11 protein-coding genes are annotated in these 15556 nt (G+C 67.8%); 4 read left to right on the top strand and 7 right to left on the bottom strand.

Going from position 1 to position 15556, the window contains the following annotated elements:
* Positions 1-37 precede the first annotated feature (37 nt).
* Positions 38-1210, bottom strand: coding sequence for a DUF1444 domain-containing protein (locus ACO6D6_RS12415; protein ID WP_484785561.1), 1173 nt, complete (start codon positions 1208-1210; stop codon positions 38-40).
* A gap of 230 nt (positions 1211-1440) precedes the next feature.
* On the opposite strand from ACO6D6_RS12415, the gene ACO6D6_RS12410 reads away from it, so the two are divergent.
* The 4 genes from ACO6D6_RS12410 (at position 1441) to ACO6D6_RS12395 (ending at position 6959) form a co-directional block, all read left to right on the top strand.
* A complete protein-coding gene (locus ACO6D6_RS12410; RefSeq protein WP_484785560.1) occupies positions 1441-1803 on the top strand; it encodes a hypothetical protein in 363 nt (120 codons plus the stop codon).
* Positions 1804-2093: 290 nt separating this feature from the next.
* Positions 2094-2762, top strand: a complete 669-nt coding sequence (locus ACO6D6_RS12405; protein WP_484785559.1) for an ABC transporter ATP-binding protein — start codon at positions 2094-2096, stop codon at positions 2760-2762.
* Positions 2759-5119 carry a hypothetical protein gene (locus ACO6D6_RS12400; RefSeq protein WP_484785558.1) on the top strand — a complete coding sequence of 787 codons (2361 nt, stop codon included), beginning with the start codon at positions 2759-2761 and terminating at the stop codon, positions 5117-5119. Before ACO6D6_RS12405 ends, ACO6D6_RS12400 begins: the two co-directional genes overlap by 4 nt.
* 400 nt (positions 5120-5519) lie before the next feature.
* Positions 5520-6959 (top strand): ATP-binding protein, encoded by a 1440-nt coding sequence (locus tag ACO6D6_RS12395; protein WP_484785557.1) that lies wholly within the window; start codon positions 5520-5522, stop codon positions 6957-6959.
* 238 nt (positions 6960-7197) lie between these two features.
* Here the strand turns inward: ACO6D6_RS12395 and ACO6D6_RS12390 are convergent, their stop codons facing one another.
* Genes ACO6D6_RS12390 through ACO6D6_RS12365 form a run of 6 tightly spaced genes read right to left on the bottom strand, consistent with a single transcriptional unit; the run spans position 7198 to position 15521 of the window.
* Positions 7198-8613: an ABC transporter ATP-binding protein gene (locus ACO6D6_RS12390; RefSeq protein ID WP_484785556.1), complete on the bottom strand. Its 1416-nt coding sequence runs from the start codon at positions 8611-8613 to the stop codon at positions 7198-7200.
* Positions 8606-9391 carry an ABC transporter permease subunit gene (locus ACO6D6_RS12385; protein ID WP_484785555.1) on the bottom strand — a complete coding sequence of 262 codons (786 nt, stop codon included), beginning with the start codon at positions 9389-9391 and terminating at the stop codon, positions 8606-8608. The genes ACO6D6_RS12390 and ACO6D6_RS12385 overlap by 8 nt, the downstream gene beginning before the upstream one ends.
* A gap of 1 nt (position 9392) precedes the next feature.
* Positions 9393-10373, bottom strand: coding sequence for an ABC transporter permease (locus tag ACO6D6_RS12380; protein WP_484785554.1), 981 nt, complete (start codon positions 10371-10373; stop codon positions 9393-9395).
* 7 nt (positions 10374-10380) lie between these two features.
* The gene (locus ACO6D6_RS12375; protein WP_484785553.1) at positions 10381-11889 is read right to left on the bottom strand and encodes an ABC transporter substrate-binding protein; all 1509 of its coding nucleotides are present in this window, start codon (positions 11887-11889) and stop codon (positions 10381-10383) included.
* Between the two features lie 45 nt (positions 11890-11934).
* A complete protein-coding gene (locus ACO6D6_RS12370; protein WP_484785552.1) occupies positions 11935-13692 on the bottom strand; it encodes an ABC transporter ATP-binding protein in 1758 nt (585 codons plus the stop codon).
* A complete protein-coding gene (locus ACO6D6_RS12365; RefSeq protein WP_484785551.1) occupies positions 13689-15521 on the bottom strand; it encodes an ABC transporter ATP-binding protein in 1833 nt (610 codons plus the stop codon). The genes ACO6D6_RS12370 and ACO6D6_RS12365 overlap by 4 nt, the downstream gene beginning before the upstream one ends.
* Between the last annotated feature and the right edge of the window lie 35 nt (positions 15522-15556).

Here is a 15556-nt window from a genome sequence, read left to right as displayed (position 1 = left end):
GGTGGGGCGGAGCGTGCGTGGCCGGTGGGAAAGCGGTTCAGAGGTCGATGGCCATGTCGGCGATGACCCTCAGGTCCTTCTCGGAGGGTTTCGAGACGATCCAACGGGTCGGCATGGCGTCCTCGTGCCTGGCCACCAGATGGGGCAGACGCGCCATGAGATGTTCGAACCACACGATGTACAGCCGGGTGTTGGAGATGTGGAAACCCACCTGGTCCACGCGTGGAATGCTGGTGGTTTCCAAGTCGCAGGAGACGGCAGCCCAGGTGATGAATCGGTCGTCCTTCACAGCCACGTTGAAACCGGCGATGTGGTCCACCGTCCCGGGGGAGAACTCCTCCAGCTGCGCCCGGCAGTTCTCGTGGGCGTTGCGTTCGGCGCGGAGTTTCAGCATCGTCAGGCGGCGCTGGAGTTCCGGTGAGACCGGGGGCAGGTACTCGCGCCACCTGCCGTCGACCAGCATGTGGGGGACCGGATGAATGATCTCGCGATCATCGACGAGGGGTTCGAGGTCATCCAGCAGGGCGGCCCAGCCGGGTGAGGCCGAGTTGATGAGTACCAGGTCCTTACGCAGGGCCGGGATCACCAGCCACGGGGTGTTCGTGGTGCGCTGGTAGTGGTTCAGCGCGTCGGCCAGCACCTCGGTGTGCGCGAACCAGGACGCCTGGTAGGCGTGCGGGGTGGTGAAGGTCACCACGTCGGGGCCGTGCGGAAGTTCCTGGACCAGTGGCGGCTGCGAGAGGTTCACCAGATTGATGCAGGCCCGTTCCCGAAGCCTGGCCACGTTCTCCGGGCTGCGATCCTCGGGGAGGTCGCTGCTGTTCAGGAACTGGATCTGACTGGGGGTGTCGATCGCCAACCCCATGCCGATGAACTCGGTGAGCCGGTCCCACATCGGGGTCCGGAAACTACCACGTGGCATGAAGTAGTCGATGCTGCGCACCACCGGGACCGCCTGTTCGACGTCAACGACCTCGGAGATCTCCTCGGTCGCCCAGCTGTTGACGATGTGATCGAGGCGCTCCTTCCATTCCTGGCGCGACTCGCCCGGCCGTTGGTCGAACAGGCCGAGGGCCATCCCGACCTCCTTGCCGCCGTGGAACTTCACCTGGACCATGCCCGCCCGGGTGAACTCATCGGGCTGCTCCAAGGGAACCTCCGCCACCACCGGGTAGCGACGCAACAGCTCACGAATGTCCTCGATCCTCATGTCCCAAACCTACGTTCCGCCAAGGCCATCCACGATTCGCAGAAACCAATGCACAAACCGCGGGCCGCCGGCAAAATATCCGAGCGGGTTTGAGGAAGGCTGTGGATAAGTCTCAACATGTCTTGAATCACCCTCTGCTCCATGGCTTGCCGTCCGAGTCGATCAGATCGGCTCACCGCTCGATATGCTGCGTTCAGTCCCTCGCTTTCAGCTGCACGGGATTTTGATTTATGCGTGGACGTGTATGGCTTTTCCTGATCGGTCAGGCAAGTTCTGTTCTTGCCGGGTCCATGATGTTGCTCGCGCTCGGTGTGTGGGCCAAACAACTCACCGGCTCCAACTCCCTCGCCGGGCTGTGCACCGCTGCCGTCATGGCGCCCCGGCTGCTCGGCATCTTTGTGGGGGAGCCTCTGGACCGGCTTCCACGCAAGGCTGCTCTGCTGGTGGCAGACCTTGCGACAGCAGCGGCGCTGGGCACGATGATCCTCGGCGCTGTTCTGGTGGCCAATCTGGACTTCCGCGTCCTGTATCTGGCGGCTGCAGTGGGACTGCTCGGCATCGGGACCTGGGGCGTCAAACGCTCCGCCCGCTGACCAGCTCTCCCGGATGGAACTGGATCGAGACGACGACCTGAGAAATCTGTAGCGGTCCAATGGAACTGCCCATATGCTTCTCGGCGAGAGCAGGAAGCTTTCAATGACACAACCGAGGTGGAGATGAAGAGGTCTCTTCATGGTTGCATCGTCGCGGCCGCGGCTCCCGTGGCTGTTGCGAAGCAGCTGCTCCTGTGCACCGGGTCCGATTACCGGGGATGGAGTGGTGTGTTCTCAAGGGCGGTGGGCAGGCCCTGCCGCACATCGAGATTCCGGCTGGGGTTAGGCTGATGATGCAAGTTCCCGTGAGGGTCGTTGGGGTGGAGTTCAGCTACCCCACCCCGGCGGGTGCCGTGAGGGCGCTCGACGGGGTGGATCTGGAGGTGGCGGCCGGGGAACTGGTCTGTCTCTACGGGGCCAGTGGCTCCGGGAAGTCCACCCTGCTGTCGGTGATCGGCGGGCTCGAGGTGCCGCAGGCCGGTTCCGTCCAGGTGGTGGGGCGCGAGATCGTCGGGTTGCCGGAGGGGGAACGCACGGATCTTCGGCTGCGTCAGGTGGGTCTGGTTTTCCAGGAACACAACCTCGTCGCCCAGTTCACGGCCAGCGAGAACCTCCAGATCGTGCTCCGGGCCCAGGGATGCCGGGATGCCGAGGCGGAATCTCGGCGGCTGCTTGACTTCGTCGGTATCGGGGAGTTGTGGAACCGGATGCCGGATGCCATGTCGGGCGGACAGCGGCAACGGGTGGGGGTGGCCCGCGCCTTGGCGGGGCAGCGGCCGGTCATGCTCTGCGACGAGCCGACGGGGGCGCTTGACAGCGGGACCTCGACAGCTCTGTTCGGGCAGATCAGGGAGCTCACCCGGCGGGCCGGGGTGGCGTGTCTCATCGCCACCCACGACCCCCTCGCGGAGAGATACGCCGATCGTGTACTAGAGATTGTGGATGGTCGGCTGTCATGAAACACCTGATACCGCTGCTGCTCCGGTCGCGGGTGTTCCGGGGACTTCTCGCGGCGGTGTGCGTCGTCGGTTTGGGTGCCGGGATCTTCAGGTGCAGCCTGGACTCCCTCACCCTCAGCCCCGAACAGACCGCTGAAAAGCTGCTCGGCTCGGCGGATGGTGTGCTGGAGACGTGGCAGGAGGGGCAGGTGGAGGTCGGAACCTATCCCGAGCCCCCGGCCCTGCTCGCCACCTCCACCGTGACCACGGTTACGGTCGAGTACTCGGGACAGGCGGACCTCGCCCAGAACGGTGAGGCCCACAGATTCGACTACACCGAACTGCCGCTGCCTTCTGTCGCCAGCCGGGGCCGGTATGAACTGGTGTCCGGGATGTGGCCGACGCGCCCCGGCGAATGCGTGGCGAGCGGTGACGCCGTGGGGCAGTGGTCCTCCACCCATCAGCAATGGTCCGTCAACGTCGTAGGAAAGTTCCGCGAGATCTACTCCCTCAGCGGCAACCGGCTGGCCTGCGCCCCCGGTACCTGGCGGGAGCGCGCCGGAAAGGGGAACAGCAACGAGGTCCTCAGCGCCAACTACTACCTCGAAGGCCCGCGCGATGAACTGCTCAGGTTGAAGACGGAGACCGGTGCGGGCCACGAGACCTCCATCATGCTTCGCACCGATCTGCTGGAGAAGCAACAGGTTTCCGCGCAACGTTTCCTGGGAGGCTACTCGCTGGTCTTCGCCCTGCTCGTGGGCATTCCCTTCGTCTTCTCGGGGATGCTGGCGCGGTGGATCCGGGGAATCCAGCAGGTCCTGGTCCGCTCCGGTATCCGCCCCGGCGTGATGCTCCGGGCCGCCCTGGCCGCTCTGCTCGGCGGGACGTTTGTCGTCTCAGCCGTCGCCTGTGCGCTCGGGATGCTCGCGACTCTGGCATTGCGTCCCCTGCTCCAGCAGGCGAACAGCGGCCTGCCGCTCGGGCCGTGGGAGTTCTCGCTTGCCTGGCTGGTTCAGGTGGCGTTGCTGACCGCAGGCGGGGCGCTGCTCGGTTTCCTGGCGCTCAACGCCTCCCAGCGTGTGTGCGCCCGGCTCGCGGAACGCGCTCCGCGTCCGCTGTCCGCCACCATGTCCGGCGCGCTGGGCTGGGCGGCGCTGGGGCTGTGGGGATTCGCCATCTGGTCGCTGGTCACCTCCGCGGGAAAGCTGTGGCCCATGAGCCTGGGTGTGATCTTCACCGTTCTGGGCACGGTGGCCCTGGCCCCGGGCATGGTCGCCCGGGTCAGCGGTGCCCTGGGACGCAAAGTTGCGTCGCCGAAAGACCTCGCCGCCCGGCTGCTCCGCGAGGACGGGGCCCGGTGGGCCGGGGTCAGCGGGGTGGCGACCCTCCTGATCGGGCTGGTGCTGAGCGTGTTCATCAACATCTCCGCATCCATGAGTGCGCAGATCCTGCTGCTGGCCCCGCAACTCCCGCCGGGCATGGTCCTGCTGCAGGTCACCGATCCCGCGGGGGAACGGATCCCGGAGGATGTGATCGCGCAGTTCGAGCGGGACAACGCCGTTCGTCCGGCCGCCACCCTCCACGACACCTCCTACGGGATCGACGGGGAAGGCGCGGTCCAGGTGTTCGATTCGGTGGAGGAGGCCACCGCCGTCCTGGGACTGACCCCGGAACAGGCGGCCGTGCTGGCCTCCGGAGGCCTGCTCAAGCTGGGCGGGGCCGACGAGGACGTCGTCCTGACGGATTTCACCGACCCTTCGCAGACCATTCGGGTCCGCGTCGTCGGGTTCAAACCCAGTCCCGAGAGGCGGCTGAACACCGGCTACGCCTTCGGGTTGAAAAGTACCGTGCCGGTCGCCGAGGGAAGGGCCGGTGTCTACCGGGTATACGTCGGCATGACCCTGGAGCAGGAAGCCGGTATGGGGCAGTGGCCCGTCGCCTCGGGACACGGCGACGTGCTGGTCAACGTGCACCGACCGGCAACCGGCGCCGATGCCCCGTTGTGGCTGACCATCGGTTTCACCGGTGTGGCGTTGCTGGCCATCCCGCTGCTGGTGTGGACCCTTCAACGCGAGGTCCAGGCGCTGCGTCCCCTTGCCCGGAACCTCACCGCGATGGGGATGCCGGAGAGCTGGGCACGGCGAGTCCTGTCCGGGGTGATCGGCCCCGTCCTGGCGGTGCCGCTCGGGCTCGGGCTCGTCGCGGGGCTCGTCTCGACGGCGCTGCTGCACTGGCTCTACCCGACGGTGTTCGACCTGGCGGGCGTCAACTTCCTCGGCTTGGGGCTGTTCACCGGGGCGCTGCTCCTGGCCGGCGCGCTGGCCGTGAGGCTCGGCGTCCGACAACTCCACACCACCAAACGAGCGTTGGTGATCTAGGTCCTGCCGCGGAACGCTGACGGCCGGGGTCGCAGTCGGCTTCCCGCAACTTCCCACTTAACTTCCCAGGATGGTAAGCCAAGTGGGAAGTTGGGTGGGAAGCTCTGCGGATCGAATGGGGATCTTCTCGGAGCCGGGGTCGTGTCGAGGCCATCCCGCCCCGAAGCTGGTTGAGCCGGCCCCCGAGTCCTTTCCCCGTGCGCGACTCGCGGAAGAAAAACGGTTCGACGTCGTGCGGCGACGTTGAACCGTCGAACCTCCGCGATTCGTGCGCAGGGTGGACGGTGGAAAGGGGGCGGTCCGGGATGCTCCTTCGGTGCGGTCCGGCTCAACCGACTTCCCGCAGCTTCCCACTTAACTTCCCAGGGTGTTAAGTTAAGTGGGAAGCTGGGAGGGAAGCATGGATGAGAAAGAGCTGCGCGAGCTCGTGGAACGACTTCGCCTGGTGGGTGCGGATCAGCAGCGCGTGGAGGTCAAGAGCGGGATCGGGAAAGCGGTGCTGGAGACCCTGAGCGCCTTCTCCAACGGGGCGGGTGGCACCATTCTGGTGGGACTGGAGGAACGCGGGGGGTTCCTGCCGGTGCCTGGCTTCGACGCGATGGCCCAGCGGGATGCGTTGGTGTCCCGCTGCCAGCAAATGACGCCGACGGTGCGCCCCGACATTGTGTTGGTGCCCTTCGAAGGGAACGTGGTGGTGGTCGCCACGGTGCCCGAGATGCTGCCTCGCGACAAACCCTGTCACGTGACCTCCAGGGGACGCTATCAGGGCAGCTACCTGCGGACCGGCGACGGGGACGTGAGGCTGCAGCACTACGAGGTCGACCGGCTGGTGGAGGAGCACGTCCAGCCGGCCTGGGACGAGGAACCCGTGCCCGGGGCCCGCCCGGAGGACCTGGACGCCGATGCGCTCGCCAGCTACCTGGAGGGGCAGCGCCAAAGCCGTCCCCGGACCTTCGCCCAGGGCGATGACGCGGCGCTCAGGCGCCTCCGGGTCGTGCGCGACGGGCATCCCACCCTCGCTGGCCTCCTGGCCATGGGGGAGTATCCGCAGGAGTTCTTCCCCCGGCTCACGGTCACCTTCGCGGTGTTTCCCGGAACCACGAAGGGCGAGATCGGAACGGGGGTGCGGCTGCTGGACAGCGCCACACTGACGGGCCCGATACCCGAGCTGGTCGAGGCGGGGCTGGCGCTGGTCAAGAAGAACATGCGGCAGGGAGCCCTGATCGACGACGTCTACCGCCGGGAGCTGCCCGACTACCCGCTGGTCGCAGTGCGTGAGGCCCTGGTCAACGCGCTCATGCACCGGGACTACTCTCCGATGGCGCGCGGCACCCAGGTGCAGCTCAACATGTACGTCGACCGGCTCGAGGTCATCAACCCCGGTGGGTTGTACGGCGCGGTGACCCTGCGAACGCTCGGGACGGCGGGAATCAGCTCGAGCCGCAACCAGCGGCTGGCCTCCCTGCTCGAGAACGTGCGGCTTCCCGATGGCGGTCTCGTCGCCGAGAACCGGGGAACCGGTTTCGCGGTGATGGCTGCGGAACTTGAGAAGGCCCTCATGCCTCCGATCGAGGTCCGCGACGACCTGGTGAGTTTCACCGTAACCTTCCGTCGGCGTCGGCTGGCCCGTGGGGAACGCAGGAACACGGCCCGCGCGGGGATCGAGAAAGCACTGGAGGAACGGGCCTCGGCGACAACCACCGAGCTGGTGGCCGCGACGGGATTCAGCCGGACCGCCGTCCAGCAGGCCCTCAATCAGTTGATTGGGGAGGGGATGGTTGAGGCGATGGAACCTCCTCGAAGCCCGCGCCAGCGCTACCGCACCAAGGCGGGTGGGTGATACGGGGCAGGGGCATGAATCGGGTGGGTATCTCCTGCTCCCTCGTGGTTTCGCCTGTCTCCTTGTCGTTCCCTTGTACGCGACTCGCGGAAGAAAAACGGTTCGACGTCGTGTGGCGACGTTGAACCGTCGAACTTCCGCGATTCGTGTACAGGGGGAGGGGGTCCTGCCATGCCGCGACCTGATGGGCTTCGCCCCGTGTTTCGTGTACAGGGGGAGGGGTGTTCGCGTGTTGGCTCTAGTCGTTGAGCCTGACCTCCCGGTCGCAGTGGGCGATCACCGCCGGGTCGTGGGTGATCACCAGCATGGGGATGCGTTTCCTGACCTCGGCCAGGACCTCGCAGATGGCGTCGCGGGTGGTCGCGTCCAGGCTGGAGGTCACCTCGTCGAGCACCAGCAGCCGCGCCCCGGAGACCAATACCCGGGCGATCGCGAAGCGCTGCAGCTGGCCTCCGGACAGCTGCCTCGGGTGACGGGTTTCCCAGCCGGGTGGCAACCCGACCAGCTCGGCCGCCTCCTCGACGCCCGTTCCCGCCCCGCCGAGCCGTACTGCCCTGGCATGGGCGCGTGCCAGGGACCGCCCGAGCGACCACGCCGGGTTCACCGAGGTCGCGGGATCCTGCGGCACCCACCCGATAGTCCCGCGCGCCGAACGAGGCCAGTCGTCCAGCCGCGCCGGCAGGGCCGTCCCGGCCACGCTCACCTCGCCGTCGCGCCTCGGCCAGAGCCCGACGAGGGTTCGCGCCACCGTCGACTTGCCTGACCCGGACGGTCCCGTCAACGCCACCGCCTCCCCTTCGAGAACGTCCAGGTCCAGGCCGGTCACGGGAGGATCGGCCAGCCCGGGCGCGCCCGCCGTCAAGGACCGCACGCACAGCACGGGCTCCGCGTCCCCTCGCGTTCCATCGTTCCGCGGCGCTCCCGGGCGGTCCGCGGCCACGACCTCCCGCGCCGGGCCACCGTCGGCGAGACGCCCGTTGCGCATCTCCACCACCCGGCTGGTCAGGCGCGCCGCCACCGCGGGGTCGTGGGTGATCACCAGCAGGGTCGCGTCCAGTTCCGCCACGAGCCGTTCCACCAGACCCAGGGCGGCGTCGACGGCCGACGGGTCGAGCCCGGCGGTCGGTTCGTCGAGCACCAGCAGCTCGGGGCGGCGTGCCAGGGCGCGGGCCAGCGCCACCCGCCGCCGCTGCCCTCCCGACAGCTCCGCCGGGAAACGATTCAGGAAGTCGCGGGACGTCGGCAGCCCGAAGACCTCCAGGGCCTCGTCGCGGAGTCGCTGCGCATCCTCACGCGGACCCCGCGACAACTCCGTCATCAGGTATCCGATGCGGCGGGTCGGGGTCAGCGCCCCGGCCGGGTCCTGGTCCAGCCGGGCGACGCGACGCCGCAGCCCTCGCAGGGCCCCGGGGGAGGCCAACCGGCCATCGGCAACGACGGGCACATCCAGTACCGTCACGTTCCCCGCCGCCAGTTCCAGACCGGGCGCGATCGAACCCAGCAGGGCCAGGGACAGGGTCGACTTCCCGGAACCGGATTCCCCTACGAGCCCGACCCGCTCGCCCCGCTCCACGGCAAGGGCGGTTCCATCCAGGATCGTTCCGGCGGCCGAACGGATCCGCAGGTCGTCGACCTGCACGGCTGGTTCAGTCACGGCGACCTCCGAGGGCATCGACGAACAGGTTCACGGGCACCGTCAACGCCACCATCGCACCCAACGGGGCCAGCACCGCCCACGGATTGAGCCCCAGACCGTCGAGGTTCCGCGACACCATCGTCGGCCACAGGAAACCGGATTCGGCGGCGGTGGTGCCCAGGAAGGAGATGGTGGCCATCAGGTAGAGGGCGGTGATCGTCGCCAAGCCCAGGTCGGCCAGGACGGGACGCAGCAGCACCGGCACCACTTCCCGGACCAGCGCCACCGACGTCCTGTCGCCGGCCACCCGGGCCTGTTCGAAGAACGCCGCCCCCAGCAGTGGCTCCGCGGCCGCCCGGTAGTAGCGGGACGTGAACGGCAGGGTCAGGGCGGTTGCGATCGGGATGGTGGCGTACAGCGACGCCCCGGCGCGCTGATAAACCACCAGCGAGGCCACGATCATCGGTGTCACCAGGACGACATCCAGGACGAACCGCGCGAACCATGCCCCCCGGGCCCGGGTGGCGAGCCACAAACCAGCGGCCAGCCCGACGCCCTGCGAGACCACCGCGGTCAGGAGGGCCGCGATCAGCAACGCCCGGCCGCCCTCCAGGAGCTGGGGCAGCACCGGCCGCCCCAGGTAGTCGTGTCCCAGTCCGCCCGGACCGCCCACCGAATAGGCGAAGGACGTCGTGGCCGCGGAATTCCCGGTCGCCGGCGCCAACCACGGGGCGGCCATGGTGAAAAGCACCACCAGCAGGGTGATGCCGCCCCAGATCCTCGCTGAAATGCTCACCTCACACCACCGCAACCATGCGTTCCTGGCGCGCCGAAAGCGCATCCGCGACGGTGAAGGCCACCACCGCGACCACCATCATCAACGCCCCCGCGGCCATCACCACCGGCACCTCCCTGTCCCCGACGGCCCGCACCAGCGCGAACCCCAGGCCGGGGAAGGAGGTCACGGTCTCGACCACCACGGCCCCACCCAGCAGGTAGGGGATCGTCTGCGCGAGCAGCTGCAGGACGCCGGGAGCCACCGACGGCAGCAGGTGCCCGGACAGCACCCGCCGCCGCGTCAGTCCCGCCAGTTCTGCCTCGCGCACGTAGGGCGCCGCGGCGTGGGCGGACACCAGGGCCTGGATGCGACGGGTCAGGGATGCGGAACACACCAGCCACAGCGACAGCGCCGGCATCACCAGGCAGACGGGGTTCTCCCACACCGTGCGACCCGCGCCGGGCACCGACAGCACCGGCAGCCAGCGGGTCCACACCGCCAGGACGGCCAGCAGTGCGATCGCCACCACGAACTCCGGTATCGCGGCGGTGGCCACCGAGATCCCCGCCAGGGACCGGCTGACCGGATGTCTCGGACGCGCTCCGGTGACGACCGCGACGGGCAGGGTGACCAGCACCAACCCCAGCAGCACCACCGCGGCCAGGCTCAACGACGCCAGGGCCGGTTGCGCGATCGTCTCCGCCACGGGCCGGGACGTGATCAGCGTGGTCCCGGGATCCCCCCGCAGGATGCCCGTCACCCATTCCAGGTAGCGTTCCAGGACGGGCCGGTCCAGACCCATCCGGGCCCTGGCCGCCTCCACCGCGGCGGCCCCTTTCCTCGAGGCGCTCGCAGTTGCCGCGTCCCCGGGCAGGGCCTGGATCAACAGGAACAGCAGAAACGAGGCCGCCAGGCACTGGACTGCGGAGCGCGCCAGCCGCCGCAGCAACCAGCCGGTGAAGGCGGGTCGCTGCGGCGACGCGTCGATGGTTCGTCCCAAGGCCGGATCAGCCGACCGGGTTGAAGGTGGCCTTCGTCAGCCAGGGAACCTCTTGGACGGTGGTGAAGTTCTCCAGCCCGGCCCGGTACGCGGCGACCTGCTTCTGGAAGCCCCAGATCAGGTCACCGCCCTGGTCGTGGATCTCCTTGTTGATCTCACCCACCAGCTTCTTCTGTTCGGCCGCGTCCAGGGTGGAGGTGGCCTTCGCCAGGTTCTGCTGGATCGTCTCGGAGCTGAAACCGGACAGGTTGAACGAATAGTCGGGTATGACCTGGATGCGGAACTCGGTGATGGGATTGCGGTTGATCCAGTAGGCGGTTGCCGCCTGCGCCTGGTGCAGTTCTTCCATGTTGCTGTAGTAGGTCTGCGGGTCGCGTTTGTCGACGGTGACCTGCACCCCAACCTCGGCGAACTCCTGGGCCATCAACTCGGCCGAGGCGACCATGCCCGGCATGACGTCGGCCGCGACGATCGTGAAGGACGTGATTCCCTTCTCCGCGAAGATGCGCTTGGCCTCCTCCTTGTTGGCCACGGTCTGGGCCACGTCCTCCGGGTAGTTGTCGTATCCCTTGCCGAGCATGTCGTTTGCGACCTCACCGGTGGATCCGAGGACGGTGTTGACCAGCTTGTCCCGGTCCACGGTGAGTTTCGCGGCCCGTCGCGCCTCCGGGTCGTTGAAGGGCGCGACGCGGGTGTTGAGGGCCAACTCCAGGGCGGAGGCGGACTCCAGGGTGGGCTCGGCCACCTTGACGTTGGGAGCCCCGGACAGGGTCGTGAGGGCAGCCGAGTTGAGGCCGGTGGCAAGGTCGATCTCGCCGGTGCGCAGGGCGTTGGCCTGGGCCGTGGAGTCGGGGATCGGCACCATCGTGACCTGTGGGATGGGCGGGGTGCCGTCCCAGTACTTGTCGTTGGCGTGCAGCTGGTAGCCGGTGCTGGGATCCCCCTTGTCGACGACGAAGGGGCCGGCGCCGATGCCGGTGAACTGGCCCTTCGGGGCGATGGAGGAGAACATGCCCAGCGAGGATTCGAGGAAATCGGAGGCGGGTTTCTTCAGCTTCAGCGTCGCCGTCGACCCGGATGCGCTGGAGGCCTCGAAGTCGATGTCGGAGTACAGGCTGGCGTAGCTGGGGGACTGGGCGAAATGGGAGAGGGAATCCAGGACGTCCTGCCCGGTGGCGGCGGTGCCGTCGGAGTAGGTCAGGCCGTCGCGCAGCGTGACGGTCCACTCATCGGCGGTGGCGTTGGGTTCGATGGACTTGGCCAGTGACAGCGTCGCCCCCTTCTTGGTCATGACCGCCAGGGAGTCGTAGACGTTGAACGCCAGCAGCATCGAGCCCGGTGAGGTGGCGGTTACCGGGTCGAGGGAATCGGTCGGGGCGAAGAGCGCCCCGATCCTGACCGGCTGGGAGGCGCCCGAGGCCGACGGGGAGCTGCCACCGGAACCGGATGCGCATCCCGTCAGTCCCAGGGCGGCGGCCACGATGACGGCGCCCAGACGCAATCTCCAAGGTTTCATCATTCCTGCTTTCTCGTGTTGCTGTTCGGTTTCTTTGGTTCGGGTTCAGACCAAGGACCATCCGCTGGCGCTGCTGCGGTACTCCCAGAAGTCGCGGTAGGGGCCGTCGATTCCCACCAGGTCATTGTGCCGACCCTGCTGCGCGATCCGGCCATCGGCCCCCAATACCACCACCTGGTCGGCGGCGGCGATGGTTTCCAGCTTGTGGGCGATGACGATCAGGGTGGAGGAGCGCCTCAGTTCCTCCAAGGCGGCCACGATGTTCGCCTCGTTCTCGGCGTCCAAGGCGCTGGTGGCCTCGTCGAGGAGCACGATGGGTGCCCGTTTCAGCAGGGCGCGGGCGATGGAGACGCGCTGCCGTTCACCACCGGACAGGGCCCTGCCGCCCTCACCGACCCGGGTCTCCCAGCCACCGGGGAGCCGTTCGACGATCTCCGTCACCCCGGCGAGGTCTGCGGCGTGGCGCACCTCGTCGTCGGTGGCGTCCTGGCGGCCCAGGCGGATGTTGGCCTCCAGGGTGTCATCGAAAAGGTAGACGTCCTGGAAAACCATAGACAGCTGCGACATCAGGTCCTCGGTGGTCAGCTGCTTCACATCCACCCCGCCAACCTTGAGCTGCCCGGAGTCGACGTCGTAGAACCGTGCGACCAGACGGGCGATGGTGGTCTTGCCGCTGCCGGAGGGGCCGACGAGGGCGCACATCGAACCGCTGGGCACCGTCATCGAGATCCCGCGCAGCACCGGCACGCCGGCCTGGTAGCCGAAATCGACGTCGACCAGTTCGACGCTGCCGTCGGAGGGCACATCGGGGGATGTGTCGGGTTCGGGCAGCACGGGGGAGTCCATGACCTGATCGATGTGGTTCATCATCTGTCGGCGCTCCTCGAAACCGATCATCATGGCCCCGACGTCGCTCAGCATCGTCATGAACCGCAGGCACATGCCGATGGTGACGATCGCCTGCAGCGGGGCGAGTTGCGACGACAGCGCCAGGGTGGCGGACAGGACGATCATGGAGATCACCACGAGTTGGGCGAAGGCGCCGTTGACCATGTTGCCGACGGCCTCCCACCAGAAGGCGCGCCGCGAGTCGCGGTGGTTTTTCTCGAATGCCGTCCTGAGGCCCGGTGGGTTTGGTGCGTTGCAGGAACGCAGCGCCCCTTGGCAGCGGGAGAACTCGATGATGCGGGCCGCCAGTTCGACCTCGGAGGGTTCGGCGATGGCCTTGCCGTGGTTCAGGATGCGCCGTCCGATGATGAGGCCCACGGTCAGCACGGGAGCCGCGCAGGTCAGCAGCAGACCGAGCCGCCAGTCCCAGAACCAGGCTCCGATCCCGATCACGACGCAGGCGGCCGCATCGACCCGCAGCTTGTACAGGAAGTGCGCCACCGACTGCGACAGGGACATCATCTCCTGGCTGGCCATCCGCGACATCCAGCCCGCCGACGACGGATCGAACCAGGACAGGGGCAGCCTCGCGACCTTGTCGCCGATGCTGTGATGGACGCTCTGCATGAAACCGAGCGCACCCAGGTACCCGGTGCGGGTGCCTATGAAGTCGATGGCGAGGGTGCCGACGGCGGTGATGAGCAGAACCACCAGCCAGCCGCCGAAATCCAGCCCCCAGCTCGGGGAGCCCGTCGTCAGGGCTACGGAGGTCGGCAGCAGCGCCAGCAGCGCGAACCCGGTCAGTGTCCCGGCCGCCACACCAATGGTGAGGCCCGTGGACAACTGCCGCCACTGGGATGGTGTCATGAGGCGGCGGTAGCGGGGCAGCAACGCGTTGCGGTTGATGTCGCTCATCGGTGGTCCTCTTCGGCTGGGGCGGTGTGCAGCTCGCCGCTCTGGCGCAGCAGCGCCCGGTAGTGGGGTTCGTCGAGCAGCTCCTCGTGGGAGCCGAGCGCCTGGATGCGTCCTCGTTCCATCACCACGATCCGGTGGGCTCCCCGGATGGCGGCGGGCCGGTGGGCGATCACCAGCACGGTGCGGCCTTTCACCAAGGTGCTCAGGGCCTGCTGGATCTCGGCCTCGGACTCGGGATCCGCGAAGGCGGTGGCCTCGTCGAGGAGCAGCACGGGGGCGTCGACCAGGATCGCCCTGGCGATCGCGATCCGCTGCTCCTGGCCGCCGGACAGTGAGGTGTCGGTGCCGATGACGGTGTCATAGCCATCGGGAAGCGACATCACGAAGTCGTCGATCCTGGCCATTCTCGCGGCCTCCCGGACCTCGTCGAGCCCCGCCCCCGGACGACCCAGGGCGATGTTGTCGCGGACGGTGGCCCGCAGCAGCTGGGCGTCCTGGAGCACGAACGAGACCTTCGAGTAGAGGGTCTCCTCGGTCAGCTGCCGCAGATCGACGCCGCCGAGCCGGATGCTCCCGGAATCCGGATCGGCGAAACGGGCGATCAGCGTGGCCAGGGTCGACTTACCGGAACCCGAGGGGCCGAGCAGGGCCGTCACGGTTCCCTCCTTCAGGGTGAGACTGACGTCGTCGACGGCGAGGGTCTCACCGTAGGAGAAGGTGACGTGATCGAGTTCTACGGTGCACCCTTGGGGGACCTGCGAGGTCTCGGGGTAGGGCAGGACGGGGGTGTCGAGGATGTTGCACAGCCGGATCGCCGCGGCCCCGGCCATTTGGTAGGACCAGGAGATCGAGGAGACGACCTGCACGGCACCGGGGAGCACCAACGCGATCAGCGTGGCCGCTAGCACCTTGGGCAACGTGACCACCCCGGCCTGGATCAGCAGGGCCCCGCCCCCCAGGTTCACCACGAGCAGCAGCGGAATGGAGATCCACGCCATGGAGACGCAGCTGATCGATACCAGGGGCAGCGCCCAGGCACGGAAGAACCGGGAGAACTCGTCGGCGGAATCCACGTAGGCGGAGTGCGCCCTACCGACCCGCCCGAAGGCCTTGACCACCGAGATCCCGGCGACGAACTCGGCCATGGTGGAGGAGACCTTCGCCAGTTTCGCGTCCATCTCCGCGGTCTTCTCCGGCATGCCCTTCATGGAGACGGCGTAGGTGGCCATGTGCAGCGGGATCGTGGCGATGCTGAGCAACCCCAGCCGCCAGTCCAGCCAGAACGCCAGACAGAGGAGGGCCAGCGGGGTCACCACCGCGTTGAGGATCTCGACGGGGCCGTGGGCGATCACGGTGTGGACGGCGCGGGTGTCGTCCTGGACGCCCTTACGGATCATGCCCGAGGTCGACTCGGTGAACCACGACAGCGGGGCCCGGGCCAGGCGCTGCGCGATGCCGCGCTGCAACTGGTCGCGCAGCCTCAGGTCGGCGACGTGGGTGATGAGCAGGCCGACGAAATACAGCAGCAGCTGGCCGGAGAAGGCGCCGATCAGCAGTCCGATCGCCGACCAGGCCCGGTCGGCGTCGACGGCGGTGCCGGAGCTGTGGGCGGCCAGCAGGAGATCACCGAGCTGGACGAGGGCGAGGTAGGGGGCGGTCGTGAGAATGGCCGAGGCGATCACGAACGCCTGCCCCAGCCGCTGCAGTCCGCGCACCGGGGCGGCCAGGCGTTTGATCGCAGCCTGCCCCTCCTGCGCTTTCCGTTTGTTCTCCTCCAGCGGATCGTCCTGCTGGTCCGGTTCGACGCGTTCAAGTTCCTGCGTCGTCATGAGTTACACCTCGAAAGATTGGGAAATGGTCTTCA

The organism is Arachnia sp. (genome assembly GCF_057238465.1).
The sequence above is the reverse complement of the archived record's forward strand: the minus strand, read 5'-3'. Positions and strand labels throughout refer to the sequence as shown.

Excerpts from the sequence above, each read along its gene's own strand:
- ACO6D6_RS12415 (WP_484785561.1), bottom strand. The coding sequence starts at position 1,210 with ATGAGGATCGAGGACATTCGTGAGCTGTTGCGTCGCTACCCGGTGGTG.
- ACO6D6_RS12410 (WP_484785560.1), top strand. The coding sequence starts at position 1,441 with ATGCGTGGACGTGTATGGCTTTTCCTGATCGGTCAGGCAAGTTCTGTT.
- ACO6D6_RS12405 (WP_484785559.1), top strand. The coding sequence starts at position 2,094 with ATGATGCAAGTTCCCGTGAGGGTCGTTGGGGTGGAGTTCAGCTACCCC.
- ACO6D6_RS12400 (WP_484785558.1), top strand. The coding sequence starts at position 2,759 with ATGAAACACCTGATACCGCTGCTGCTCCGGTCGCGGGTGTTCCGGGGA.
- ACO6D6_RS12395 (WP_484785557.1), top strand. The coding sequence starts at position 5,520 with ATGGATGAGAAAGAGCTGCGCGAGCTCGTGGAACGACTTCGCCTGGTG.
- ACO6D6_RS12375 (WP_484785553.1), bottom strand. The coding sequence starts at position 11,889 with ATGAAACCTTGGAGATTGCGTCTGGGCGCCGTCATCGTGGCCGCCGCC.
- ACO6D6_RS12370 (WP_484785552.1), bottom strand. The coding sequence starts at position 13,692 with ATGAGCGACATCAACCGCAACGCGTTGCTGCCCCGCTACCGCCGCCTC.
- ACO6D6_RS12365 (WP_484785551.1), bottom strand. The coding sequence starts at position 15,521 with ATGACGACGCAGGAACTTGAACGCGTCGAACCGGACCAGCAGGACGAT.